Annotated in this window: 26 protein-coding genes and 1 other RNA gene; 11 read left to right on the top strand and 16 right to left on the bottom strand. The window is 65.6% G+C overall.

The genetic code is table 11. The annotated features are described in order from the left end of the window. Window positions 1-33: 33 nt before the first annotated feature. On the bottom strand, window positions 34-261 hold the full coding sequence (locus DSHI_RS11900) for a sulfurtransferase TusA family protein (protein WP_012179006.1): 228 nt from the start codon (window positions 259-261) through the stop codon (window positions 34-36). 123 nt (window positions 262-384) lie between these two features. Between DSHI_RS11900 and DSHI_RS11895 the strand changes: the two genes are divergently transcribed. Together DSHI_RS11895 and DSHI_RS11890 are read left to right on the top strand one after the other, a co-directional pair. Then, the gene (locus DSHI_RS11895; protein WP_012179005.1) at window positions 385-1,575 is read left to right on the top strand and encodes a hypothetical protein; all 1,191 of its coding nucleotides are present in this window, start codon (window positions 385-387) and stop codon (window positions 1,573-1,575) included. After that, a complete protein-coding gene (locus tag DSHI_RS11890) occupies window positions 1,572-2,948 on the top strand; it encodes a cytochrome P450 (protein WP_012179004.1) in 1,377 nt (458 codons plus the stop codon). The genes DSHI_RS11895 and DSHI_RS11890 overlap by 4 nt, the downstream gene beginning before the upstream one ends. A 39-nt stretch (window positions 2,949-2,987) precedes the next feature. Here DSHI_RS11890 and DSHI_RS11885 read toward each other — a convergent pair whose 3' ends face one another. The 15 genes from DSHI_RS11885 to DSHI_RS11820 all read right to left on the bottom strand — a co-directional run bounded on the left by DSHI_RS11885 (window position 2,988) and on the right by DSHI_RS11820 (window position 13,441). Then, on the bottom strand, window positions 2,988-3,179 hold the full coding sequence (locus DSHI_RS11885) for a hypothetical protein (protein ID WP_012179003.1): 192 nt from the start codon (window positions 3,177-3,179) through the stop codon (window positions 2,988-2,990). A 77-nt stretch (window positions 3,180-3,256) separates the two neighbouring features. Then, window positions 3,257-3,472 carry a ribbon-helix-helix domain-containing protein gene (locus DSHI_RS11880; RefSeq protein ID WP_044027836.1) on the bottom strand — a complete coding sequence of 72 codons (216 nt, stop codon included), beginning with the start codon at window positions 3,470-3,472 and terminating at the stop codon, window positions 3,257-3,259. Next, window positions 3,465-3,644, bottom strand: a complete 180-nt coding sequence (locus DSHI_RS11875) for a DUF4169 family protein (protein ID WP_044027834.1) — start codon at window positions 3,642-3,644, stop codon at window positions 3,465-3,467. Before DSHI_RS11875 ends, DSHI_RS11880 begins: the two co-directional genes overlap by 8 nt. Before the next feature lie 139 nt (window positions 3,645-3,783). After that, window positions 3,784-5,175, bottom strand: coding sequence for a class II fumarate hydratase (fumC, locus tag DSHI_RS11870; protein WP_044028766.1), 1,392 nt, complete (start codon window positions 5,173-5,175; stop codon window positions 3,784-3,786). Window positions 5,176-5,297: 122 nt separating this feature from the next. Continuing rightward, the gene (locus tag DSHI_RS11865) at window positions 5,298-5,825 is read right to left on the bottom strand and encodes an SspB family protein (protein WP_012179000.1); all 528 of its coding nucleotides are present in this window, start codon (window positions 5,823-5,825) and stop codon (window positions 5,298-5,300) included. 97 nt (window positions 5,826-5,922) lie between these two features. Then, the gene (gene chrA, locus DSHI_RS11860) at window positions 5,923-7,176 is read right to left on the bottom strand and encodes a chromate efflux transporter (protein ID WP_012178999.1); all 1,254 of its coding nucleotides are present in this window, start codon (window positions 7,174-7,176) and stop codon (window positions 5,923-5,925) included. Between the two features lie 34 nt (window positions 7,177-7,210). After that, window positions 7,211-7,555, bottom strand: coding sequence for an antibiotic biosynthesis monooxygenase family protein (locus DSHI_RS11855; protein WP_012178998.1), 345 nt, complete (start codon window positions 7,553-7,555; stop codon window positions 7,211-7,213). A 12-nt stretch (window positions 7,556-7,567) separates the two neighbouring features. Then, a complete protein-coding gene (locus tag DSHI_RS11850) occupies window positions 7,568-8,230 on the bottom strand; it encodes a VWA domain-containing protein (protein WP_044027832.1) in 663 nt (220 codons plus the stop codon). A gap of 53 nt (window positions 8,231-8,283) precedes the next feature. Beyond that, window positions 8,284-8,877, bottom strand: a complete 594-nt coding sequence (locus DSHI_RS11845; RefSeq protein ID WP_012178996.1) for a phage tail protein — start codon at window positions 8,875-8,877, stop codon at window positions 8,284-8,286. Between the two features lie 99 nt (window positions 8,878-8,976). Continuing rightward, the gene (locus tag DSHI_RS11840; RefSeq protein WP_012178995.1) at window positions 8,977-9,576 is read right to left on the bottom strand and encodes a phage tail protein; all 600 of its coding nucleotides are present in this window, start codon (window positions 9,574-9,576) and stop codon (window positions 8,977-8,979) included. A gap of 108 nt (window positions 9,577-9,684) precedes the next feature. Continuing rightward, the gene (locus tag DSHI_RS11835; protein ID WP_012178994.1) at window positions 9,685-10,449 is read right to left on the bottom strand and encodes a hypothetical protein; all 765 of its coding nucleotides are present in this window, start codon (window positions 10,447-10,449) and stop codon (window positions 9,685-9,687) included. A gap of 226 nt (window positions 10,450-10,675) precedes the next feature. After that, window positions 10,676-11,025, bottom strand: a transfer-messenger RNA (tmRNA) gene (gene ssrA, locus DSHI_RS21770). 66 nt (window positions 11,026-11,091) lie between these two features. After that, the gene (locus DSHI_RS11830; protein ID WP_044027830.1) at window positions 11,092-11,442 is read right to left on the bottom strand and encodes a DUF4345 family protein; all 351 of its coding nucleotides are present in this window, start codon (window positions 11,440-11,442) and stop codon (window positions 11,092-11,094) included. 128 nt (window positions 11,443-11,570) lie between these two features. After that, entirely contained in the window at window positions 11,571-12,617 is a 1,047-nt protein-coding gene (locus DSHI_RS11825) for an ABC transporter substrate-binding protein (protein WP_012178992.1), read from the bottom strand. Between the two features lie 95 nt (window positions 12,618-12,712). Beyond that, window positions 12,713-13,441, bottom strand: a complete 729-nt coding sequence (locus DSHI_RS11820; RefSeq protein ID WP_012178991.1) for a FadR/GntR family transcriptional regulator — start codon at window positions 13,439-13,441, stop codon at window positions 12,713-12,715. A 90-nt stretch (window positions 13,442-13,531) separates the two neighbouring features. On the opposite strand from DSHI_RS11820, the gene DSHI_RS11815 reads away from it, so the two are divergent. The 9 genes from DSHI_RS11815 to DSHI_RS11775 all read left to right on the top strand — a co-directional run bounded on the left by DSHI_RS11815 (window position 13,532) and on the right by DSHI_RS11775 (window position 22,271). Beyond that, on the top strand, window positions 13,532-14,290 hold the full coding sequence (locus DSHI_RS11815) for a DUF2182 domain-containing protein (RefSeq protein ID WP_012178990.1): 759 nt from the start codon (window positions 13,532-13,534) through the stop codon (window positions 14,288-14,290). A gap of 11 nt (window positions 14,291-14,301) precedes the next feature. Further along, entirely contained in the window at window positions 14,302-15,003 is a 702-nt protein-coding gene (locus DSHI_RS11810) for a DUF1326 domain-containing protein (RefSeq protein ID WP_012178989.1), read from the top strand. Next, window positions 15,000-15,506, top strand: coding sequence for a DinB family protein (locus DSHI_RS11805; RefSeq protein ID WP_245533006.1), 507 nt, complete (start codon window positions 15,000-15,002; stop codon window positions 15,504-15,506). Before DSHI_RS11810 ends, DSHI_RS11805 begins: the two co-directional genes overlap by 4 nt. Beyond that, complete coding sequence (locus DSHI_RS11800) at window positions 15,503-16,609, top strand: dimethylsulfoniopropionate demethylase (protein ID WP_012178987.1); 1,107 nt, start codon at window positions 15,503-15,505, stop codon at window positions 16,607-16,609. The genes DSHI_RS11805 and DSHI_RS11800 overlap by 4 nt, the downstream gene beginning before the upstream one ends. Before the next feature lie 11 nt (window positions 16,610-16,620). Further along, window positions 16,621-17,607 carry an acryloyl-CoA reductase gene (gene acuI / locus DSHI_RS11795; protein ID WP_012178986.1) on the top strand — a complete coding sequence of 329 codons (987 nt, stop codon included), beginning with the start codon at window positions 16,621-16,623 and terminating at the stop codon, window positions 17,605-17,607. Between the two features lie 280 nt (window positions 17,608-17,887). Continuing rightward, window positions 17,888-19,318 (top strand): cryptochrome/photolyase family protein, encoded by a 1,431-nt coding sequence (locus DSHI_RS11790; protein WP_012178985.1) that lies wholly within the window; start codon window positions 17,888-17,890, stop codon window positions 19,316-19,318. Window positions 19,319-19,416: 98 nt separating this feature from the next. Continuing rightward, on the top strand, window positions 19,417-20,661 hold the full coding sequence (locus tag DSHI_RS11785; RefSeq protein WP_012178984.1) for an SAM-dependent methyltransferase: 1,245 nt from the start codon (window positions 19,417-19,419) through the stop codon (window positions 20,659-20,661). Window positions 20,662-20,680: 19 nt separating this feature from the next. Then, entirely contained in the window at window positions 20,681-21,121 is a 441-nt protein-coding gene (locus DSHI_RS11780) for a TrgA family protein (protein ID WP_012178983.1), read from the top strand. 13 nt (window positions 21,122-21,134) lie between these two features. Further along, window positions 21,135-22,271 (top strand): gamma-glutamylcyclotransferase, encoded by a 1,137-nt coding sequence (locus DSHI_RS11775; protein WP_012178982.1) that lies wholly within the window; start codon window positions 21,135-21,137, stop codon window positions 22,269-22,271. The last annotated feature ends 38 nt before the right edge of the window (window positions 22,272-22,309 follow it).

Here is a 22,309-nt window from a genome sequence, read left to right as displayed (position 1 = left end):
AAAGGCGTCCCTCGGGGCCCCTTTTTCATCGGCTCAGGTTTTGCGGATCACGTAGAGTTGGCCGTCGTCCCGGTCGGTCTGGCGCAGCAGTTCATGACCGCTCTCGGCGCAGTAATGGGGCACATCGACGATCGCGGCCGGGTCATCGGCCAGCAGGTGCAACTCCGCGCCCTTGGGCAGGGATTTCAGCGCCTTGCGCGCTTTCAGGACGGGTAGGGGGCACAGCAACCCCCGGGCATCGAGATGGGTCTGATCGGACATGGCCCTTGAATACCGGCCTGTCGCCCGCGCTGCACGTAAATTCCGCAGCCCTTACGCCGCTTTCGGCTCTGGTGATCTATCCAAGCCCCGGAGCGCGGGCTAGGGTCGCGCAAAACGCGAGCGATGCGAGCCATGACATCCACGGAACAGGCGCCAGAGGTCCGGCGCCGCAAGGTGTTCTACCTGCCCGGGTATGACCCGTTTCCGCCCCGGCGATACCGCGAGATGTATCGCCGCGAGGGCCGCAAGCAGGCCGAGCTGTCGGGCTATGGCCTGAAGGTCGCGGGCCTGCCCGGGGGGACCGCCTGGCAGGTGGACTTGCGCGACGGTGCGCGAGAGGTCGTGACGCAGATCGAGGTGCTGGTCTGGTCCGATCTGGTGCAGGCGTCCATGACGGGCAATGTGCTGCGGTCCTACGCGGCGCTGGTGCGAACCGCGTGGATCTATCTTGCCAGCGGGGCCCTCTGGCGGTTGACGCGGTTGCGCAAGGGGCCGGTGCTGGCCGCGCTCTATCCGGTGGTGGCCTTGCTGGCGCAGCTGCTGCTGGCGCTGGGGGCGGGGGTGCTGTGTCTGCAGCTGGTCCCGGTGCCATGGCTGGATCTTTTGCTGGCGGTCGGGGTCTTCGCCCTCGTGCTGGAGGCCGGGTACCGGGCGGATCGCTGGCTCTATGCCCATTACCTGATGCGGGACTATGCCTATGCGGCGGGGCTGGGCGGGGCGTATCCGCCGGAGTTGCGCGCCCGGTTGTCGGGGTTCGCGGACCGTGTGGCCGAGGCGGCGCGCGGAGAGGTAGACGAAGTGCTGCTGGTGGGCCATTCCTCGGGCGCGTATCTCGGGGTGACGGTGTTGGCAGAACTGCTGCGTGCCGGGCGCCTGGAGAGCGGCGTGACGGTCGGGTTTCTCAGCCTCGGTCACGTCACGCCCATGGTGTCGGCCCTGCCGCAGGCGACGGAATTGCGCGGCGATCTGGCGGTACTGGGCCACCAGTCCCGGGTTTTCTGGCTGGATGTGACTGCGCCCGGCGATGGCTGCGCCTTCGCGCTGTGCGATCCGGTGGCCGTGAGCGGCGTGGCACGCGCAGACCAGACCGGGCCGCGCATCATCTCGGCGCGTTTCAGCGAGACGCTCGCGCCGGAAACCTGGGCAAAGCTGCGCTGGCGCTTCTATCGGCTGCATTTCCAGTATCTGCATGCGTTCGACCGGCCCGGGGATTACGACTATTTCCAGATCACGGCGGGGCCGCTGCGGCTCAAGGACCGGTTCGAGGCGCGGGCCCCTTCGCCCAGCGTGCTGCGCCGACGTGTCGTCGCATGAGGCCGCCCGCCCCGAAACCCGTGGCGCGGCAGGACCGGGTGTCGCTCTGGCAGTACCTGAAGCTCTTTCGCAAGGACATCCTGTCGGCGCAGCCCGCGCGGCTTTACCGCGCGTGGATGGCGGAGTTCCGGACGCCGTTTTTCCGCTCCTACCTGGTCAACGACCCTGTGTTGGTGCGCGAGGTGCTGCACGATGCGCCCGAGGATTTTCCGAAATCCGACCGGATCGCAGAGGGGTTGCGCCCGCTTTTGGGCGAGAGTGTCTTTTTGACCAATGGGGCGACCTGGGCACGCCAGAGACGGATCATCGATCCGGCCTTCGAGCGGGGCCGCGTGCGCGAGAGTTTCGCGGCGATGCAGGACGCGGCGCGCAATGCCGTGGCGCGGCTGGAGGCGCGGCGCGCGGCGGATCTGGTCGAGATCGAGGAGGTCTGCGCCCATGCGGCAGCGGATGTCATTTTTCGGACCCTGTTCTCGGTGCCCATAGATGATGCGATGGCAGCGGTAGTCTACCGCGCCTTCCGCGCCCATCAGCGCAGCCAGCCGATCCTAAACCTCGGCGCGTTCCTGCCCCTGCCGCGCTGGATGCCCCGGATGCACCGGGCCGAGACAAAGGAGACCGCGGCGCATCTGCGGGCGCTGATCGCGCAGATGACGGCCCGGCGGCAGGCGGAGATCGCCGCTGGAACCGCGCCGCGGGATCTGGCCACGAAGATCATGACCACGCCGGACCCGGAGACCGGCGCCCGATTCTCGACCGACGAGATGGTGGACCAGGTCGCGATCTTCTTTCTGGCCGGGCACGAGACCAGCGCCAGCGCATTGGCCTGGGCGCTCTACCTGCTGGGCGCTGCGCCCGACGTGCAAGCCCGGGTCCGGGCGGAGGTGGCGGCGGTCGCACCTCTTGAAATGACATTCTCCGATCTGTCGAAATTGCCGCGCACGCGGGATGTCTATCGCGAGGCGCTGCGGCTCTACCCGCCGGTGCCGATGATGGTGCGGCAGGTGGAGGCGGCGCGCGTATGGCGGGGCCGGAAAATCCGGCGCGGCGCCCAGGTGGTGCTCAGCCCCTGGCATCTGCAGCGCCACACGCGGCTCTGGAGCGCGCCGGACGTGTTCGATCCCGACCGATGGCAGCGGGAGGAGACGCAACAGAGCCAGCGCGACGCCTATATGCCGTTCTCCGCCGGGCGCCGGGTCTGTCCGGGGGCGGGGTTCGCCATGGCCGAAGGAACCTTGATGCTGGCGGCGTTCCTGCAGGCGTTCCGGTTCGAAGCGGACCCGAACCACGTGCCGGTGCCCGAGGCGCATCTGACCGTGCGCGCGCGCCACGGGATCTGGTTGCGCGTCGGGGCCGCCGGCCAAGAGTTTTGAGCAAAACTCTTGGCAAAATCCTTGCTCAAGGATTTTGCGTCAGACCACCCGGCGGATCGGCTGGGCATTGCAGAAGATCACGATATCGCCGCCATTCTCAACCGCATGGAAGCCGCGTCTTCGGATCTCGGCCAGAAATTCGGCGCGCCCGACGATCCTCTCCACATCCCGCATGCGCCGCCGCACCACGCCGCCCTGGCGGGCTGTTTTCGAAGAAAAGACCTGGAGCATCCATGTCTCCGGGGATCTCGGGATCGGTCGCGTGCATCGCATGGCCGAAACCATGCCGCGCCACGGTAAACAGACCCTTAATCGCGATAGTGCCGTAGAATCGCCAGGCGAATGGCAGAGGCCAGCCCCAGATCCGCGCCGCGTTCGGCGTCGATTTCTGCGGCCAAGGCGTTGATCGGCATGTTGCGGTCGGCCGCCATGTCGCGGAATGCAGTCCAGAACTCGTCCTCCAGCGACACGCTGGTGCGGTGCCCGCGCAAGGTCAGGGAGCGTTTGACCGGGCGTCTAGTCATCCTCGGCATAATGCTGGTCGAGATGCTTCTTCTCGCGCTCGGCCCGCGAGATACGCAGCAGGCGTTCAGCCTTGCTCTCACCATGAAGAGTGGCTTTTTCCGAGGCAGTTACACGCTTTTCTTCACGTGCTTTCTGCTTTCTGATCGTGCGGAGATTCGTGACCTGGACCATGGTCGCAGGATGCGCATCTCCGCTCCGGATCACAAGTGGATGCAGGCGCCTGGCACCGGTTTTTCGATGCCAGGCATTAGAGGGACGTGTCAGCCCGGTGGGCGATGCGGTACACAGGATTGGTCGGTGGCGCAGCGCCTTACCTCGGGCCGATCATGTCCTCCGGGCGCACGACCTTGTCGAAGGTTTCCGCGTCAACGAACCCCAGCGCAATGGCTTCTTCCTTCAGGGTGGTGCCGTTCTTGTGGGCGGTCTTGGCCACCTTGGTGGCGTTGTCGTAGCCGATGGTGGGCGCGAGGGCCGTGACCAGCATCAGGCTTTCTTTCATCAACTTGTCGATCCGTTCTTCATTGGCGCGTGTGCCCATCAGCATCCGCTCGGTGAAGCTGTCGGCGGCATCGCCCAGCAGGGTCATGGATTGCAGCAGGTTGTAGGACATCATCGGGTTGTAGACGTTCAGCTCGAAATGGCCCTGGCTGCCGGCAAAGGAAATGGCCGCGTCATTGCCCAGTATATGGGCGCAGACCTGGGTCATCGCCTCGGCCTGGGTCGGGTTCACCTTGCCCGGCATAATCGACGAGCCGGGCTCGTTTTCCGGCAGGATCAGCTCGCCCAGTCCGGACCGTGGCCCGGAGCCGAGAAAGCGCATGTCGTTGGCGATCTTGTAGGCCGCCATGGCGGTCGTCTTGATCGCGCCGGACATGAAGACCATCGCGTCGTGGGCGGCGAGCGCTTCGAACTTGTTGGGGGCGGTCACGAAGGGAAGGCCGGTGATCTCGGCCATGTTGGCGGCCACGGTTTCGGACCAGCCCGGCGAAGTGTTCAGCCCTGTGCCCACGGCGGTGCCGCCTTGGGCCAGTTCGTAGATGCCGGGCAGGGCCATCTCGATCCGGGCAATGCCGTTGCGGATCTGCTTGGCGTAGCCGGAGAATTCCTGGCCCAATGTGAGGGGCGTGGCATCCTGGGTATGGGTGCGGCCGATCTTGATGATGTCCTTGAACTCTTCGGCCTTGGCTTCCAGCCCCTCGGCGAGTTTCACGAGCCCGGGCAGCAGCACGTCGCGCGCGGTGGTCGCGGCGGCGATATGCATGGCCGTGGGGAAGGTGTCGTTGGAAGACTGACCCATGTTGCAGTGATCGTTCGGATGCACCGGGTCCTTGGAGCCGATCACGCCGCCCAGGATCTCGATCGCGCGGTTGGCGATCACCTCGTTGGAGTTCATGTTGGACTGGGTGCCGGAGCCGGTTTGCCAGACCACCAGCGGGAAGTTGTCGTCGAACTTGCCGTCGATCACCTCGCCCGCGGCCTGGATGATCGCATCGGCCAGGCGGGCGTCGAGCTTGCCGCTTTTCTTGTTGGCCATGGCGCAGGCCTTCTTGATCACGCCGAGGGCGCGAACGATCGCCACGGGTTGCTTTTCCCATCCGATGGGGAAGTTCATGATCGAGCGCTGCGTCTGCGCGCCCCAATACTTGTCGGCAGGAACCTCGAGCGGGCCGAAGCTGTCGGTTTCGGTGCGGGTCTCGGTCATGGTCATGGGGGGACACTCCCTTCCGTATACGTTCGCATGCCGTTTACCGCTCAGGACAGGTCCGGGCAATCGGGGAATGGTGCCGCGTGCCCGGGCCAATTGGCGCAGGGCAGCAGGCGCGCTTACTTGCGAAAGGAATCGAGGCTGACGATCTCGGCGTCCTTGGACGTGCCAGGCTTCTTCTCGGTGGTGTCCTTGGCGGTCGGCTTGTGCGGGCGCGCCTCCGGCGGCGGAACGAGGGCCGTGACCTCATGGGTCTCTTCCTCGTCATCCTCCTCGTCCTCGAAATCGGCATCGTCCTGGGTTTCGAACCGCAAACCGAATTCCACGGAGGGGTCCACGAAGGTCCGGATTGCATCCAGCGGCACGGTCAGCGCTTCGGGCTGGTCGCCGAAGTTCAGCACCACCGAGAAATCCGCCTCGCGCACTTCCAGCCCGTCGAACCAGTGCTGCAGCACGATGGTCATCTCGTCCGGGTAGCGCTCGCGCAACCAGTCGGACAACTCGACCCCCGGGTGCTGGGTGTCGAAGGTGATGAAGAAATGATGTTCGCCGGGCAATCCGTCAGCAGCCACCTCACGCAGGACATCCTGAATGAGCGCCCGCATCGCCCGGTGCATTCGGTTTCCGTAATCGAGGCGTTCAGCCATTCGGGAGATCCTCATCGCGTGCAATCTCAGGTTAAGTAAAGTCACTTGGGATGGAAAGGTCCGGTCGTCAAAAAGAACATTTGCCGCGCAGGCGGTATCAGATCAGGGTGATGACCCCCGCAGCGGTGGCGCAAAAGGCAAGCACAACCGGGAATTCCAGCTTCAGGCGCAACATCAGGTAGGCCGCGAACAGGGTCAGGCCGAGGGCCGCCCCGTTCCACGAGGCCAGCAGCGGAAGCTCGGCCACCACACCCGGCACCGCCACCGGGCGCAAACTGTCGAACAGCACATGCAGCGCGAACCACAGCACAAGGTTCAGGATCACGCCCACCACAGCGGCGGTAATGCCCTGCAGAGCGCCGGTCAGGCGGGGCCGTGTGGCGATCCACTCCACATACGGTGCGAAGGTGAAAATCCACAAAAAACAGGGCACAAAAGTCACCCACAGCGTGATTAGCCCGGCGATCAGTGCCAGTCCGAGCCCGCCTTCGGCGAACCCTGCGAGAAAGCCCACGAATTGTGTGACCAGAATCAGCGGCCCCGGCGTCGTCTCCGCCAGACCCAGCGCGTCGATCATCTGCTCGGGCGTGAGCCAGCCCCGTTCCTGCACGACCTCTTGCGTCATGTAGGCAAGCACTGCATAGGCCCCGCCGAAAGTGACCACCGCGAGCTTGGCGAAAAAGAGGGCGATCTGGCTGAGCAGGTCGGCACCGCTGGCCCAGAGCACCGCGATGGGCGCGAGCCAAGCAGTCAACCAGGTCAGAATCGTGCCGATGGCAGGGTGGGGTAGGGCCTCGCTCTCCGCGGACGTCGTCACGGGCCCGCGGGCGCTCAACGCACCGTAAAGCGCCGCCGCGGCGATGATCGCAGGGAAGGGCACGCCGAACACGAAGAGCGCCGTGAAGCTGAGCGCTGCCAGCATCCATCGGTCCCGCGAGGTCAGCGTCTTGCGCGCAAGACCCAGGAGCGCCTTGAACACCAGGACGATCACGGCCGCCTGAATGCCCAGAAACACCCCGTCCACCAGGGGCAGATCGCCGAATGCGGCGTAGGCATAGGCGAGCGCGAAGATCACGCAGGCCCCCGGCACCACGAAGAGCCCCCCCGCGATCAACCCGCCCGGCGTGCCCCGCAGCTTCCAGCCCGCATAGGTGGCCAGCTGCATCGCCTCCGGCCCGGGCAGGAGCATGCAAAAGGACAGCGCGTTGAGGAATTGCGGCCGCGTCAGCCAGGCGCGGTCCTCGACCAGCTCTTCCTGCATCAGCGCGATCTGGGCCGCAGGGCCGCCGAAGGACAGAAGGCCGATGCGACCGAAGACGCGGGTCAGCTCCGACAGGGAGGGGGGCGTCATGGGGCCGGGTGCGGCATGGATGCGGCGCGGGGGCTCATCCGTGCAGGGCCACGCTGTCGGCGGGGGCCTCGGCCCGGTCGGTCATGCCGTAGTCGCGCAGCACATGGGCCACGCGCAGCCGGTAGTCGGCGAACATGCCCGCGCGGCCCGCGGTCTGCGCCCGCCGATGCTGCGTCAGCCGGCGCCATTCATCCAGCGCGGCTTCATCCCGGAAAAACGATACCGACAAGAGCTTGCCGGGGGTTGTCAGGCTCTCGAAGCGTTCGACCGACAGGAACCCGTTGATCTGCTCGACAAGGGGGCGCATCTCCGCGGCCATGGCGAGATAGGCGTCCTTGCGGCCCTCGGCGGGATGGACTTCGAATATCACGGCAATCATCTGGGGCTCCGGTCAGAACATGATCTGGGAAATTTCGCGGCGAATCTTCTCGCGCAGGGTGCGGGCATAGCTGCGATAGCCGCGGGCGGTCATCACGAAGCCGCCCCGGGTGATGACCGCGCGGCGAAAGTAATTGGTGATCGACAGGCCCAGCGACTCGATCGCCAGCGCATTGATCTCGATGCCCGCGCGTTCAGCGGCGCGGCGGGCCAGCCGCGGGTCGGAGCCCGCGTTATCCGGCCCATCGCCTGACACATCGATCACCTTGCGCGCGCAGTCCGGGACGGCCGCGAACTGCGCAAGCCCGAAGCTCAGCGCCTCGCCCACGGCGGTGTTTGACATGACATAGGCGCGCGGCATGGCACGGGCGCGGGCGGCGAAGGCCGCCAGGTCCGCCTGGCTGTGGATGCGTGTCCAGGGGATCGACAGGTTCTGCGCGTCCCGTCCGGACCATTGCATCACGGCCAGCGCCATACGGCCCCGGATCAGGGCCTCGGCGATCTCGGTATCGGCCAAGGCATCGGCCAGCCCTTCGGTTTGATACCGGTACTCGGCACTGTCGATGGATTGGGACACGTCGATGGCCAGCAAAAGCGCGGTCTGGCAGGCCCGCGCGGGCAGGGCGGGGACCAGCAGGGTCAGGGCCAAGGCGAGCGGGCGCAGGGGAGCGAGCATGGCCGCAGGTTGCACGCCGCAGGGGCGGCGCGCAATCACGGAGTGTGCCGGCGCTAGCTGCGCGAGGGGAACAGGCCCTGTGTCACGATGCACATCTGCACCACGGTATAGGGCGGCATGTTGTTGACCGGTTGTCCGGCGCCGGTACTGCCGATCGCGCCCGCGCCCATCCCGGTGTCGGCGCTGCCGGCGGCATAGCTGGAATCGCGCCCCGTCGTGGCGGGCAGGGCACCGGCGGGCGAGGGGGTATTGGCAGCCGTGCTTGTGCCTGTCAGCGCGTGGGCGTGTGGGGGCAGTTGGTCGACGGTCAGCGTGTTGGTTTCGCTGCCGCCCCGGGCGCCGATGCGCTTGTTGGTCAGGCCCGGCCCGGTTCCGTTGTGCAGGGCCACCCGGCCGCGCATGTCGGGCAGGGCGAAGGTCGTGCGCCCGTCCCCGCCGAATTGCGTGCCCAGCAGGGAGAACAGGGCAGAGTTCTGGCTGATCTGGATCAGTTGTCCGTTGAGTGGCGCGGTTCCGCGCGGACAGAAGTTCCATCCGCCCATGATGATCTGTCCGAGGTAGGCCTCCTGCGCGTGTGCGGGGGCCGAAACGGATGTGGCAAGGGCCAGGACGCAGGCGGCGAGGGAGGATTTGAGGGGATTGAACATGGGTAAACCTTTTTATGATGGTGCGCCCGCGGTGGCAGGCAAAGGGTCGTCCTGCACCTGTCATTGACGTGCAGGGGGGGCGGTGTCGCTGGGTTGGGGTCAGTTCCGGCTCGGGTAGATCCCGAAGCCCACCATGCAGTAGGTCACCACGTTGAACGGAGGCATGTTGTTGACCGCACTTCCTGCGCCAGTGCTTCCGATGGCGCCAGCGGCCATGGCGGTATCCGGGGTTCCGGCGGCATAGGTCGAGTCGCGCCCGGTGGTGGCCGGGAGCGCGCCTGCCGGAGACGGCGTGTTCGCCGCGGTTGCCGTGCCGCTCAGGGCGTGGCTGTGGGCGGGCAGTTGCGCGACGCTGAGAGTGTTGGCCTCGCTCCCGCCCGTCTGGCCCAACCGGCGGTCTGACAGGCCGGGGCCCTGGCCGGTGTGAACGGGAACCCGACCGCGCATGTCCGGCAGCCCGAATGTGGTGCGCCCGTCGCCGCCATAATTCGTGCCCAGCAGGGAGAAGAGAGCCTGGTTTTCGTTGATCGACAGCAAACTGCCATCGAGGCGGAAGGTGCCGCGCGGGCAGAAATTCCAGCCGCCGATGATGATCTGTCCGATGTAGTAATCCTGCGCCCGGGCCTGGGACAGCGCGGAGACGGACAGCCCCAGTGCGATGGCGCCGATGGCGAATGTAGATTTGAGTGTGTTCAACATGGGTGAAAAGACCTCTGTCATGGGCATGTCAATGCACGCCGGTCATGGTCGCGGGGCGCGAGCCCCGCGGTGACAAATCAAGCACTCGTTATGTGAAAGTCGGTGGGCTCAGCCGCGCCGTGCGCGGCGGGCCAACCCGAGCCCGACCAGGCCGGTCAGCAGCAGCGGAAGACCGGCAGGGACCGGAATCACGTGGGGCGGCGGCGGGGCCACGCCACCGAGATCGAAGGTGATCGTGAAGGTCGAGATACCCGCCGTGTCGCCGTCCCTCGTGTCGCCCTCGATCTGTCCGAGGAAGTCGAGGCTCTTCACGGACGCGAGCGTCGTGGTGTCGGACGATTGAGAAAAACCGAGACCGGGGGCTTCGAAGATTTCGAGATCGTTTCTGCCGCTAATTCCTGCTATGTCAAAGATAATCTCGCTCACACCGTTGCCCGTGGCGAACAGGTCGCCATCCCCCAATGCGACGCTGTCGAGGGTGCGCACGGAGGTGCCGGCGACGGTAACCGTGAAATCGAAGAAGAAGTCGTAGATGCGGGCGAGCGTCGGGGAGCCTTCGCCGGCGATGCTGATGGCCGGGTCGATTGTCGCGGTAAGAGAGACCGTGGAACTCGTGGACGATGTCGTTATGCCTATTTCTGAAGCGTCGACGCTCCGGTCGCCCGGAAAGGCCGCGTCGGTACGATCCGGCAGCCCGCCAGTGGTGTCTGTGCCGAACCGGTCATCAAACTTGAAGCCGCTGAAGGTGACATCGCCCTGGGTGAGCGTGGAGCCCGCGACCAGTTGATCGAGTGTGATGGCCGAGGCCACGGTTGCGCTGAACGGAAGAAGGGCCGTGACGGCGGTCGCGGCAAGAAATGAACGCATCTTCATTTGGAAAACCCCTGAATTTTTTGGTAAAGTTTGAAAAATCATTCCATTTTTTTGCACTGATTTCAATTGTTTTCTGACCGCCGGTGCGCGGGGTCGGTTGATCGACTGGCTCCGAGACCAGGCAGAATGTGTCCTCAAGGGGCACCGGTGCTCGGCCAAAGTCGGGCATCAGGGTGTTGCGGACAAGGGGCAGGCTTGTGTTGCAAATTGTCTTGTTCGGGAGAGATGTGCAGGCTTCTGTTGCCAGGTGCCTGCGAACCCCGCCTTACGCTGCTAGGCGCAAGGACTTAAGTTTCGGTGTTGTTACTGCTTACGCAGCAACGGCCACCGGAGCACGGTTGTCGTTTGCAACTGTACAATTTAGGCCGATAACGGTGGCACCCAGCCGAGACAAAGCTAACCCCTTTAGACGTTCGTCGATCCTGTTTCGGCCCCCTCTGCCTGCAAACGACAGGGCTGTTGGTGGAGCCGCCGGGTACCGCCCCCGGGTCCGATCCGCTTATTACGAGCGCGTTTATGTCCATAGTCCCGAAGGACAGATCAGATATAGGCATTGGGTGCGCCGGATGCAAAGGCGCAAAATCCTTGAGCAAGGATTTTGCCAATTTCCTTTCGGAAGGAAATTGGCCTCGCGGGACCGTCCTAGAGGTTGATGGCGAGCGCGGTAGCGGCGACCAAGGCCTCGGTTGCGAAGAACCCCCAAGTGCGGCGCGTCGGTGCCTCGTCTCGCAGGATCGAGGTCATCCGCCCCACCGCCGCCCCGCCCCAGGCGAACCCGATCATGGCGTAAGCCGCCGGTGTTCCAAGCAGGATCGCCCCGAACCCCAAGCCGACGAAGAGCGCTCCCGCCGAGGCGCGGATTTCCGACACGCCCATGGTCGTTTCTCCCCGCTTCAGGTCCAGCGCCTCCATGGTGTATTTTGGCGCCAGCCAGCCGAAAAGACCCAGACCGATACTGATCAGCGCAATGAAGATGTTGAGAATGTCGATCACGGGTCCGTCCCTTTCTGCGATATCAGACCGCCGAAACCGGGGTCTCCACGGACAAACACCGCGCCGGGGCGCGGTGTTCCATGTCATCTCGTCCGGTCGTCTTCGGGGACCGGCCTTGATCCGTAGGATCAGAAACCGGCCTTGATCCGCTCGAACGTGGCCGATTGCTTCTCGCGCAACTCCTTGCTCATGGGCAGTTGTGCCAGCACCGGCGCGTTGACCTCACCCAACCCGACTGAGGCCAGTTCTTCGGCGCTGATCTGCGCCATGGCCGCGGCGTTGGAATGCCCGTAGCCCGCTTCCAGCAAAGGCCTGGTCGAGGATGGGTCCAACATCGCATTCATGAAATCATAGGCCTTGTCTTCGGACCCCTGGCCCTCGGCGAGGTTCACATAGCCGCACAGCCAAAGGGAGGACCCTTCCGCAGCTTCCTGCTGATAGCCGATGGGGAATCCCTCTTCGGTCATGGTCGGCAGCGTTTCGTTCCAGGCCCAGGCCACCAGCACCTCGCCCATGGCCAGAAGCTGTGCCAGCTCCGCCGGGTCGGTCCAATAGGTGCGCAGGTTCGAATGGACCTCGCGCAGCCAGGCCGATGCCGCTTCGAATTGCGCATCGGTGGCGGTGGTCCAGTCGGTCGTTCCCGTCGCCAGGTAGGCAAGGGCGTAGGCATCGTCGACATTGTCCGGCAGGGTGATCCGCTGGGCGTATTTCGGATTGCGGAACACGTCGAGGCTCGCCACGTCCTCTGCCGGGACTTCGTCCATGTTGTACGCGATGCCGGTGGAGCCGAAATCCAGCGGGATGAAGTAGGTGTTTCCGGTGCCTTCGGTCACGTCCTGCCCGGTCAGATCCGCATTCAGGTCCGCGAAGGCCGGGATGCGGGATGTATCCCAAGGCTCCAGCAGGCCGCTGGCGACCCATTTTGTCACCGAGCCCGCGCAGACGTGGCTGACATCCGGGCGAAAGCCGGACACCATTTTCTGGAAGGCCTCTTCCTCGTCGCCGAAGAAGGTGAATTCCGGGCTCGCGCCGTGGGCGTCGACATAGGCGCTGTGGAATTCGGGCAATTCGAACCCGGCGTAGTCGAAGACGATCAGGTCGCCATCAGCGGCCGAGATCGGGGTGGCGAGGACGGCGAGCGCTGTCGTCGCGGTCAGGCGGAAGGCTGTGCTCATTGGGCTCCCAAGCTCCAGGAAAATGCATCACGCGCTTCACGGTAGAAAGAACGCAAGGCAGGTGCAACAACGCGTTTGCACCCCCGGGGCGGGTCTCAGCCGGCGGCGCGTTTTGCGCGGCTCTGGGAGCCGAGTTCCGCGGTATAAAGCGCCAATGCGCTCAGGGCCTGATCGACCCGCGCGCCGTCGCGGGCGGCCAGCCCGTCGAGGATGTCGCCATGCAGATCCACGATCCGCGCGCGCGATCGCTCGCTATGGGTGATCATGTTCATCAGGGGCTGCATCCCTTCCACCGCCCCGGCCAACTGGTAGCTGAGTACCGGGTTGTCCGCGGCCTCCACCAGTACCCGGTGGAAGGCCACGTCCGAGGCGCAGAAAGCCGCATCGTCCAACCCCGGATCGCTCTGACGGCGCAACTCCGCCTGCAGGGCGGCGAGGTGCGAATCCGTCCGCCGAGCGGCGGCCAGCGGCGCACAGGCCCGCTCCAGCGCGTAGCGGGCTTCGCAGGCGGTCTCGAAATCCACGGCATTCATGCTCAGCACGAGCGTCGCCGTGATCTCCTGCTGGCTTGCGGCCTCGGCAAAGCTCAGCCGGTTGACGAAGGCCCCACCCGTGGCCCCGCGCTGGGTCCGGATGAGGTTCTGCGCCGCCAGCCGTTTCAGCGCCTCGCGCACCGTCGGGCGCGATACCTCGAATCGCTCGGCCAGCTCCGCCTCCGAAGGCAGACGCGCATCCACCAGAAGATCGGCCCGCAGGATCGCCGCCCGGATCTGGTCGGCAATCTGCACCGCAAGGTCGCGCCCCGGTTCAAGCTGGTATTCCATGCGGCCCGATCCCGCCTTTCATACGTCTGACATTAATTGTTTGACATTTAGATTGGCCCGTTAAATCTTCGGGCGCAAGAGGGAGGATCCATGACAGCTCTTCGCACGTCCTTGCGCGGTCTCTCGTGGCTTGCGTTTTTCGCCATCATCCTGCTGGCGTGGTGGGTCATGTTCGACATGGCCCGCATGAGTGGTGTCGATCTCTGGGGCCGCCCCGTGGGCATGAACATGATGCCGATGGAAAGTTTCGGCACGCTCTTTGCCATGTGGGCGATCATGATGGCGGCGATGATGCTGCCGACCCTTGTTCCAACCCTTGGCACCTATGACGCGCTGATCCGGTCGGCGGACGGGACGCGCGCGGGGTGGATCGGGGTGCTTCTGGGGTATTTCCTGGTCTGGGTCGCGGTCGCGGCGCTCTTGGCGGTGGTGCAAGTGGCGTTCCTGAACACCGGGATCGTCAACGGGCTGGGGGCGTTCACGTCGCTCTGGCTGAGCGGGCTGTTGCTGCTGGCGGTGGGGCTTTTCCAGTTCAGCCGCCTCAAAGCGGTCTGCCACGGGGTCTGCCACAGCCCGATGAGCTATTTTCTCGGCCGTTGGCGCACGGGCTTTGCGGGCGGGCTGCGCATGGGCGCCGGGATGGGGGCGTTCTGCGCGGGCTGCTGCTGGGGCCTGATGGCACTGGGCTTTGTCGGCGGGACCATGTCGCTGGTGTGGATGGGGCTCGCCACGCTTTTCATGGTGGTCGAAAAACTGCCGGAGCTTGGCACCCATGTGACCAAACCCATGGGGATCGTATTGATGACGGCGGGGCTCGGGGTGATTGCCTATGCCGCGACCGGGATGTGAGGGAGAAAACGATGGCCAAGACACCGCGCAAGAGCGACCGGTTGCAGGTGATGGAGCGGATCGACGCGCGAATGAACCCGCGCCGCCGCCGCGCCGAGCCGACCAACTGGGAAATCAAGGGAGAGCTGTTTCTGAATTGCTCCTGCGATGTGTTCTGCCCCTGCGTGGTCTCGCTCGGCAAGCACCCGCCCACGGAAGGCGACTGCAAGGCCTGGATGGCGATCCGCATCGATGAGGGGCATTTCGAGGGCGAGAGCCTTTCGGGCCTCAATGTCGGGCTGATGGTCGAGATCCCGGGCCGGATGGCCGAGGGCGGGTGGCGCGTGGCGGCCTATGTGGACGAACGCTCCAGCCAGAAGGCCTATAACGGTATTCTCAAGATATTCTCCGGCGCGGCGGGGGGGACCACCGGGCTCTTCACCTTGCTGGTCTCCGACATCATCGGGGCCGAGCGTGCGCCGGTAGAGATCGTCACCGACGGCGCGCGCCGGTCGATCCGGATCGGGCGCAAGATCGAGGGAGAGATCGAGATGGTGGGCGGCGCGGACCCTGAACATCCGGTCATGGTGTCGAACTCGAAATACTGGATGGGCCCGGACATCATCGTCGCCAAGGGCCTCAAGAGCCGGGTGCGCGACTACGGTCGGATGTGGGATTTCGGCGGCAAATCCGCCGAGATCTGCCCGATCCACTGGCACGGACCGGGCAAGTGATCACCGCCGCGTTCTGTCGAACCATGGCGGCCTATAACGCCTGGCAGAACGGGTCGCTGATGTCTGCGGCGGACACCTTGACCGAGGCCGCGCGGCAGGAAGATCGCGCGGCTTTCTTCGGGTCGATACAACGGACGTTTTCCCATCTTCTGTGGGCCGACACGCTTTGGATGAGCCGATTTGACCGCTGGGACAAGCCCGCGGGCGGGATCGCCGAGAGCGTCCAATTCGTCGAGGATTGGGATCAGCTCTGCGCGCTGCGTGCGGATGCCGATGCGATGATCCGCAACTGGGCCAAGAAGCTGGATGAGGGCGCTGTCGAGGGCAGGCTGGCGTGGCATTCCGGGGCGCTCGGGCGTGATGTGGAGAAACCGCTTGCTGTGTGCATCACGCATTTCTTCAACCACCAGACCCACCACCGGGGACAGATCCACGCGATGCTGACCGCGGCGGGGGCGCGACCCGGCGACACGGATCTCTTTGCCATGCCGGAGGCCCCATGACGCCTTTGCTCTCCCTTGCCCGCCGGCTGAGGCGCACGCCGTTCTCCGAAGGGGTGGAGGCCGCCGGGGTGCGCGCCTACACGGTCTACAACCACATGCTGCTGCCGACTGTGTTCGAGTCCGTCGAGGAGGATTACCACCATCTCAAGCAGAAGGTGCAGGTCTGGGATGTGTCCTGCGAACGGCAGGTGGAGTTGCGCGGCCCGGATGCGGGCAAGTTGATGCAGCTTCTGACCCCGCGGGACCTGCGCGGGATGTTGCCGGGGCAGTGTCTGTATGTGCCGATGGTGGACGAGACCGGGGGCATGCTGAACGATCCCGTGGCGCTGAAGCTGTCCGAGGACCGGTTCTGGATCTCGATCGCCGACAGTGATCTGCTCCTGTGGGTGAAGGCGCTGGCCAATGCCCGCCAGCTCGAAGTGCTGGTCGAAGAGCCCGATGTCTCGCCCCTGGCGGTCCAGGGCCCGCTCGCCGATGATTTGGTCGAGCGGGTGTTCGGCGCGGATGCGGTCAGCCTGCGGTTTTTCCGCTTCGGGTTCTTCCAGTTCCAGGGTCATGACCTGGTCGTTGCGCGCTCGGGCTATTCCCGGCAGGGCGGCTTCGAGATCTACGTGGAAGGTAGCGATCTGGGCATGCCGCTCTGGCATGCCCTGTTCGAGGCGGGTGCTGATCTCGACGTGCGCGCGGGCTGCCCCAACGGGATCGAGCGGGTTGAGGGCGGGCTATTGAGCTACGGCAACGACATGACCCGCTGGAACACCCCCTTCGAATGCGGGCTGGAGCGGTTCTGCAACGTGCAGACGGCCATTGGCTGCCTGGGGCGCGATGCGCTCCTGCGGGTGTCCATGGACGGCCCGAACCGCCAGATCCGCCCCATCGAGATCGAAGGCGAGCGGGTGCCGGTCTGCGACCGGGCCTGGCGCCTTCTGGCCGGGGACGAGCATGTGGGGCAGGTGACCTCCGCCGCGTGGTCGCCGGACTTCGACACGAATGTTGCCATCGGCATGGTGCGGATGACCCATTGGGACCCGGACACCGAATTGATGGTCGAGACGCAGGAGGGGCTGCGCCCCGCCCGCGTGCAGGAAAATTTCTGGATCTGAGGAGAGACGATATGAGAGCCCTGGTGGTGCGCAAGGATGGCGACGAGAAACCGGTCGCGGCGGTCGAAGAGATCACCGCGGATGACCTGCCTGCGGGGGAGGTGACGGTGGATGTCGAGTTCTCTACCGTGAACTACAAGGACGGGCTGTGCATCGGGCCGGGGGGCGGATTGGTGCGGAATTACCCTCATGTGCCGGGGATCGATTTCGCCGGGACGGTGGCCAGCTCCGACGACGACCGCTACGCGCCGGGCGACAAGGTGGTGCTGACCGGTTGGCGCGTGGGCGAGGCCCATTGGGGCGGCTATGCCGAGCAGGCCCGGGTCAAGGCCGATTGGCTGGTCCCGCTGCCCGAGGGGCTGACCACGCGGCAGGCCATGGCGGTCGGGACCGCCGGGTTCACGGCCATGCTGGCGGTGATGGCCTTGGAGGATCACGGGTTGGGCCCGGGGCAGGGGCCGGTGCTGGTCACCGGGGCCGCCGGCGGTGTCGGGTCCGTGGCGACCGCGATCCTGGCGGCCAAGGGTTACGAGGTGGCCGGGGTGACCGGGCGGCCCGAGACGGCAGAGTATCTGAAATCGCTCGGCGCAACTCAGATCGTGGCGCGCGAAGAGATGGCCGAGACCGTCAAACGCCCGCTTGAATCCGAGACCTGGTCGGGCTGCGTCGATGCCGTGGGCGGCGCGATGCTGGCCCGGGTGCTGGGCCAGATGAAATACGGCGCCTCGGTCGCGGCGGTCGGTCTGGCCGGGGGCGCAGGTCTGCCCGCCACGGTGATCCCGTTCCTGCTGCGCGGCGTAAACCTGCTGGGAATCGACAGCGTGATGCAGCCTTATGAGAACCGGATGCGGGCCTGGAAAGAGCTCGCCGCGCACTTGCCCATGGACAAGCTCGAAGCGATGATCCAGCCCGCGACACTCAAAGATCTACCGGCCCTCGGGCGCGACATCCTGAAGGGCCAGGTCAAGGGCCGCGTGGTGGTGGACGTGCGCGCCTGACCGCCGGGCCTGGTCCAAGCGGTTTCGAAACCGCTTGGCGCGCAATCCCCGCGGAGCGGCGAAAACCACCCCTTGGCGCAAGTCCGCGCCGGGGCAGGGGGGCCGGCGCTGCCGTCGCAGCCGCCGCAAGCAAGCGGTTTCGAAACCGCTTGGCCCGTGGCCGGCTCTGCGCCCAGGCTTCGACTGGGTCTTGTGGTTGCATGCGCGGCACCTTTGCTTGACCTGCCGCGCGCCTGCGCCATCTCCGGCAGGGAGGACGACACAGGACAGGACAGTGGAGATGAGCAGTCAGACCGACAGGGCGCCGGTGATCTGGTGGGTGCGCCGGGACCTCCGGCTGAGCGACAACCGGGCGCTTGTGGCGGCGGTCGAGACCGGTGCGCCGGTGATCCCGGTCTTCCTCTGCGATCCCATTCTCGACAGCCTCGGCGCGGCTCCCAAATGGCGCTTCGGGCTCGGGGCGGCGGCGCTGGACGCAGCCCTTCGGGACCGCGGCTCGCGGCTGATCTACCGCAAAGGCGACGCGCTCGAAACCCTGCGCGCTCTGGTGTCGGAAACCGGTGCCGAGACCGTCTACTGGAGCCGCGCCTACGACCCCGACCAGGTCGCCCGCGACAAGGCCGTCAAATCCGGGTTGCAGGACGACGGCGTGGACGCGCGCAGCTTCACCGGGCACCTGTTGATTGAGCCTTGGACGGTCGAGACCGGCTCGGGCGGGTTCTACAAGGTCTACACACCGTTCTGGAAAGCGGTCCGTGACCGCGCCATGCCCGAGCCGCAGCCCGCCCCCGACCGCATCCCCGCCCCCGACAACTGGCCCGAGAGCGACCGGCTCGACTACTGGGCACTGGGGGCCGCCATGAACCGCGGCGCGGCCATCGTAGCGCCGCATCTCGCCATCGGTGAGGACGCGGCCCGCGGTCGGCTCGGCGCATTCATCGCCCACCGGGTCGGGGATTACGACCGCGCCCGCGACATCCCCGGCATCGAAGGCACCTCGCGCCTGTCGGAAAACCTCACCTATGGCGAGATCGGCCCCGCCACCTGCTGGCAAGCGGGCCAGCGCGCGCTGGCCGAGGGCAAGGCCGGGGCGGAGACCTTCCTCAAGGAGCTTGTCTGGCGCGAGTTCGCCTATCACCTGGTCTGGCACACGCCCCACCTGATCGAGAAGAACTGGCGCGCGGAGTGGGACCACTTCCCCTGGCGCGATGACAATGCGGACGCAGAGACCTGGCGCCGGGGCCGCACGGGCATCCGGTTTGTCGATGCGGCCATGCGCGAGATGTATGTCACCGGCACCATGCACAACCGCGGCCGGATGATCGTGGCCTCTTACCTCACCAAGCACCTGATGACCCATTGGCGGGTCGGGCAGGCGTGGTTCGATGATTGCCTGGTGGATTGGGACCCGGCCTCCAACGCCATGGGCTGGCAATGGGCGGCGGGCTCCGGCCCTGACGCCGCGCCCTATTTCCGCGTGTTCAACCCCGACACCCAGCTCGACAAATTCGACCGCGACCAGTCCTACCAACGCCGTTTCATCGCCGAAGGGCAGGGCACGCCGCCCGAGGATGCGCGCGCGTATTTCGATGCGATCCCGCGCAGCTGGGGTCTGTCGCCCGACGACGCCTACCCGGATCCGATCGTACCGCTGGACGAAGGCCGCAAGCGCGCCCTCGACGCCTACCAGGCGCGCAAGGATGCTGCATAATTGACACCGGGCCTGTAAACCCCCTAGGACGAAGCCGACACGCCCTTGAAACACCGCCCTTTTCGCGGCGTTACTGCGGCGGACAGTTGAGGATAAAGATGACCCTGCTTACCGGAACCAAAGGTGCCGCCGAACCCGTGTTGACGTCGCCCAAGGGGCAGAAAGACCTGCCGCGCTACTTCAAATCAGCTTTCGACATCGCCTCCAAGATCGAACACGGACGGCTCGATTTCGTGCTGGCGGACGGACGCCGCTTTCGCGTCGAAGGGCCCAAACCCGGTCCGGTGGCGGAACTGGCCATTCATAACGACGACGTGTTCGCGCGGCTCGTTCGCGAGGGGGAGCTTGGCTTCTGCGATGCCTATCTCGACGGCTGGTGGAGCACGCCGGACCTGCAGGGTTTCATGGATCTGATCACCGCCGATAACGACGCGCTGTTCGACGGCTATACCGGGTTTGCACTGGTGCGGATTGTCGAGAAACTGCGCTTCTGGCTGCAATCCAACAGCAAGACCCAGGCCAAGAAGAACATCGCCGCCCATTATGACCTGGGCAACGAGTTCTATGCGCTGTGGCTCGACGACACGATGACCTATTCCTCGGCCATGTTCGAGACCGGGCAGGAGAGCACCGAGGCCGCGCAACGCCGCAAATACGCCTCGATGGTGGATGAAATGGGCGCCCAGCCCGGCGATCATGTGCTGGAGATCGGCTGTGGCTGGGGCGGGTTCGCCGAATATGCCGCCAAGGAACGCGGGCTCAAGGTTACCGGCCTCACCATCAGCCAGGCGCAATTCGACTACGCCACCGCCCGGATCGCCAAGGCCGGGTTGTCGGACCAGGTCGAGATTAAGTTGCAGGATTACCGCGACGAGCACGGGCTTTATGACGGCATCGCCTCCATCGAGATGTTCGAGGCCGTGGGCGAGCGGTACTGGCCTGTCTATTTCGACACGGTCCGCGAGCGGCTCCGGCCGGGCAAACATGCCACGCTGCAGATCATCACCGTCAAGGATTCGAAATTCGAAACCTATCGCAAGAGTGTTGATTTCATTCAGAAATACATCTTCCCCGGCGGCATGCTCCCGGGTCCGAGCGTGCTGCGACAGCAGGCCCGCCGCGCGGGGCTGGAGGTCAAGCGCTCCATCGAGTTCGGCGAAAGCTACAGCCAGACCCTGCGCCGCTGGCACGAGACCTTCAATGACCGCTGGGACGAGGTCGCCTCTCTCGGGTTCGATGACAGATTTCGCCGCATGTGGAACTTTTATCTGACATCTTGTGCTGCCACGTTCCACTACGGGAACTGCGATGTCACGCAGATCACGGTGACGAAACCGGGCTAGGGGCAGGTGAGAGGATGGCATGCCGACGGGCGCGAAACTCTTCGGGGCAATCATTTTCTGTCTGACCGGCGCGCTGGCGGCGTGGATCGGCATTCCGGGCCTGCCCGATGAGCGCGCGCCCGGGGTGCTGGTGCCGCTGTCTGCACTTACGGGCATCTGGTTCGGCTGGCGGCTCGCGGGCGCCCATGCGGGGCCGAGCCTGCGGCGGTCCTTCGCGTTGTCGGTGCGCACCGTGACGCTGATGATGCTGACCACCTTGTTCCTGATCGCCGGTGAAGAGGCCTATCAACGCTCGATCAAACTGCGCTATGATGGTCCGATCGAGGCTGTGACCGATATCGCCAATCTCATGCTGTTCTTCGGAGCAATGGCGATCCAAGGCCCGGTTTTCACGGTCCTCGGCCTCGGGGTGCTGATCGGCACGGTCTTCGTGCGCTGGGCGGGGCGCAGCCTCGCATGACCCGCCCGCGGCCATGACAGATATCTTCGTCTTCGGCACCCTGCGCGACCTGTCCCTTTTGGAAATCGTGCTCGGCCAGTTGCCCGAGCGGCGCGAGGGCTGGTTGCTCGGCGCGCGCACCGTCTGCGCCGCGGGCCATGATTTCCCGATCTCGATCCCCGCCGCACCGTCGGACCGGTCCCCCGGTCTGCTGCTCATCGGCCTGAGCGCAGACGATATCGCCCGGCTCGATTTCTACGAGGACGGCTTCGGCTATCTGCGCCGGACGGCCACCGTCACCTGCGCGGATGGAACCTTGCGGCAAGCGCAGCTTTACCGACCCACCGACGACGCGCTGCGCCCCGGAGGTCCGTGGGACTTGTCCGCATGGCAGGACCGACATGGCGCGGTCACGCGGGAAACGGCGCTGGAGGCGATGTCCTATTTCGGCACCCTGACCTCGGCCGAGATGGCTGCCCTCTGGCCGGTGATGGCCGCCCGCGCGCAATCCCGGCTGGCCGCGCGCACCCGACCCGCGCCTGTCCGCGACGACCTGCCGTCCCGCGACGCGGTGGTCGTGGAGCGGACCGACATCCCCTACAACAAGTTCTTCCGCCTCGAAGAACACCACTTGCGCTTTCCCCATTTCGACGGCGGGCTGAGCGATCCGGTCTCCCGTGTGGCCTTCGTGGCGGTGGATGCGGTCACGGTCCTGCCTTACGACCCGGTGCGCGACCGGGTTCTCCTGGTCGACCAGTTCCGCATCGGGCCCTATGTGCGCGGCGATGCCCAACCCTGGACATTGGAGCCCATCGCAGGCCGTGTCGACGGGGGCGAAACCTGGGAAGAGACCGTCCACCGTGAAGCCCGTGAAGAGGCGGGGCTGACCATGTGGCACCTGGAGCGGATCGGCACCTATTACCCCTCCCCCGGGGCGGTGACCGAATCCCTTGCCTCCTATGTTGGGCTGACCGATCTGCCCGATGATGCCGTGGGCCTTTTTGGCGTCGATCATGAGGCCGAAGACATCAAGACCCGGATCGTGGGTTTCGACACGCTCATGGCGATGACCCGCGACGGGCGCGTGCAGAACGGTCCGCTGATGATCTCGGCCCTCTGGCTGGCCGCCGAACGCGCCCGTCTGCGCACCCTGCCGCGCCCCGACACTTGAGGTCCGCCAACGCGGCGCGTATCACCCGGGAACGGCTT

The organism is Dinoroseobacter shibae DFL 12 = DSM 16493 (genome assembly GCF_000018145.1).
Taxonomy (GTDB): domain Bacteria; phylum Pseudomonadota; class Alphaproteobacteria; order Rhodobacterales; family Rhodobacteraceae; genus Dinoroseobacter; species Dinoroseobacter shibae.
This window is presented reverse-complemented; position numbering and strand designations above follow the sequence as displayed.

What these genes read in the sequence shown, in the direction of transcription:
- DSHI_RS11815 (WP_012178990.1), top strand. Translation starts at nt 13,532, where the DNA reads ATGACAGCTCTTCGCACGTCCTTGCGCGGTCTCTCGTGGCTTGCGTTT.
- DSHI_RS11775 (WP_012178982.1), top strand. Translation starts at nt 21,135, where the DNA reads ATGACAGATATCTTCGTCTTCGGCACCCTGCGCGACCTGTCCCTTTTG.
- DSHI_RS11780 (WP_012178983.1), top strand. Translation starts at nt 20,681, where the DNA reads ATGCCGACGGGCGCGAAACTCTTCGGGGCAATCATTTTCTGTCTGACC.
- DSHI_RS11850 (WP_044027832.1), bottom strand. Translation starts at nt 8,230, where the DNA reads ATGCTCGCTCCCCTGCGCCCGCTCGCCTTGGCCCTGACCCTGCTGGTC.
- DSHI_RS11875 (WP_044027834.1), bottom strand. Translation starts at nt 3,644, where the DNA reads ATGGTCCAGGTCACGAATCTCCGCACGATCAGAAAGCAGAAAGCACGT.
- DSHI_RS11865 (WP_012179000.1), bottom strand. Translation starts at nt 5,825, where the DNA reads ATGGCTGAACGCCTCGATTACGGAAACCGAATGCACCGGGCGATGCGG.
- DSHI_RS11810 (WP_012178989.1), top strand. Translation starts at nt 14,302, where the DNA reads ATGGCCAAGACACCGCGCAAGAGCGACCGGTTGCAGGTGATGGAGCGG.
- DSHI_RS11785 (WP_012178984.1), top strand. Translation starts at nt 19,417, where the DNA reads ATGACCCTGCTTACCGGAACCAAAGGTGCCGCCGAACCCGTGTTGACG.
- DSHI_RS11855 (WP_012178998.1), bottom strand. Translation starts at nt 7,555, where the DNA reads ATGATTGCCGTGATATTCGAAGTCCATCCCGCCGAGGGCCGCAAGGAC.
- DSHI_RS11890 (WP_012179004.1), top strand. Translation starts at nt 1,572, where the DNA reads ATGAGGCCGCCCGCCCCGAAACCCGTGGCGCGGCAGGACCGGGTGTCG.
- DSHI_RS11825 (WP_012178992.1), bottom strand. Translation starts at nt 12,617, where the DNA reads ATGAGCACAGCCTTCCGCCTGACCGCGACGACAGCGCTCGCCGTCCTC.
- DSHI_RS11790 (WP_012178985.1), top strand. Translation starts at nt 17,888, where the DNA reads ATGAGCAGTCAGACCGACAGGGCGCCGGTGATCTGGTGGGTGCGCCGG.
- acuI (WP_012178986.1), top strand. Translation starts at nt 16,621, where the DNA reads ATGAGAGCCCTGGTGGTGCGCAAGGATGGCGACGAGAAACCGGTCGCG.
- DSHI_RS11880 (WP_044027836.1), bottom strand. Translation starts at nt 3,472, where the DNA reads ATGACTAGACGCCCGGTCAAACGCTCCCTGACCTTGCGCGGGCACCGC.
- chrA (WP_012178999.1), bottom strand. Translation starts at nt 7,176, where the DNA reads ATGACGCCCCCCTCCCTGTCGGAGCTGACCCGCGTCTTCGGTCGCATC.
- DSHI_RS11885 (WP_012179003.1), bottom strand. Translation starts at nt 3,179, where the DNA reads ATGCTCCAGGTCTTTTCTTCGAAAACAGCCCGCCAGGGCGGCGTGGTG.
- DSHI_RS11835 (WP_012178994.1), bottom strand. Translation starts at nt 10,449, where the DNA reads ATGAAGATGCGTTCATTTCTTGCCGCGACCGCCGTCACGGCCCTTCTT.
- DSHI_RS11895 (WP_012179005.1), top strand. Translation starts at nt 385, where the DNA reads ATGCGAGCCATGACATCCACGGAACAGGCGCCAGAGGTCCGGCGCCGC.
- DSHI_RS11840 (WP_012178995.1), bottom strand. Translation starts at nt 9,576, where the DNA reads ATGTTGAACACACTCAAATCTACATTCGCCATCGGCGCCATCGCACTG.
- DSHI_RS11900 (WP_012179006.1), bottom strand. Translation starts at nt 261, where the DNA reads ATGTCCGATCAGACCCATCTCGATGCCCGGGGGTTGCTGTGCCCCCTA.
- DSHI_RS11820 (WP_012178991.1), bottom strand. Translation starts at nt 13,441, where the DNA reads ATGGAATACCAGCTTGAACCGGGGCGCGACCTTGCGGTGCAGATTGCC.
- DSHI_RS11800 (WP_012178987.1), top strand. Translation starts at nt 15,503, where the DNA reads ATGACGCCTTTGCTCTCCCTTGCCCGCCGGCTGAGGCGCACGCCGTTC.
- fumC (WP_044028766.1), bottom strand. Translation starts at nt 5,175, where the DNA reads ATGACCGAGACCCGCACCGAAACCGACAGCTTCGGCCCGCTCGAGGTT.
- DSHI_RS11845 (WP_012178996.1), bottom strand. Translation starts at nt 8,877, where the DNA reads ATGTTCAATCCCCTCAAATCCTCCCTCGCCGCCTGCGTCCTGGCCCTT.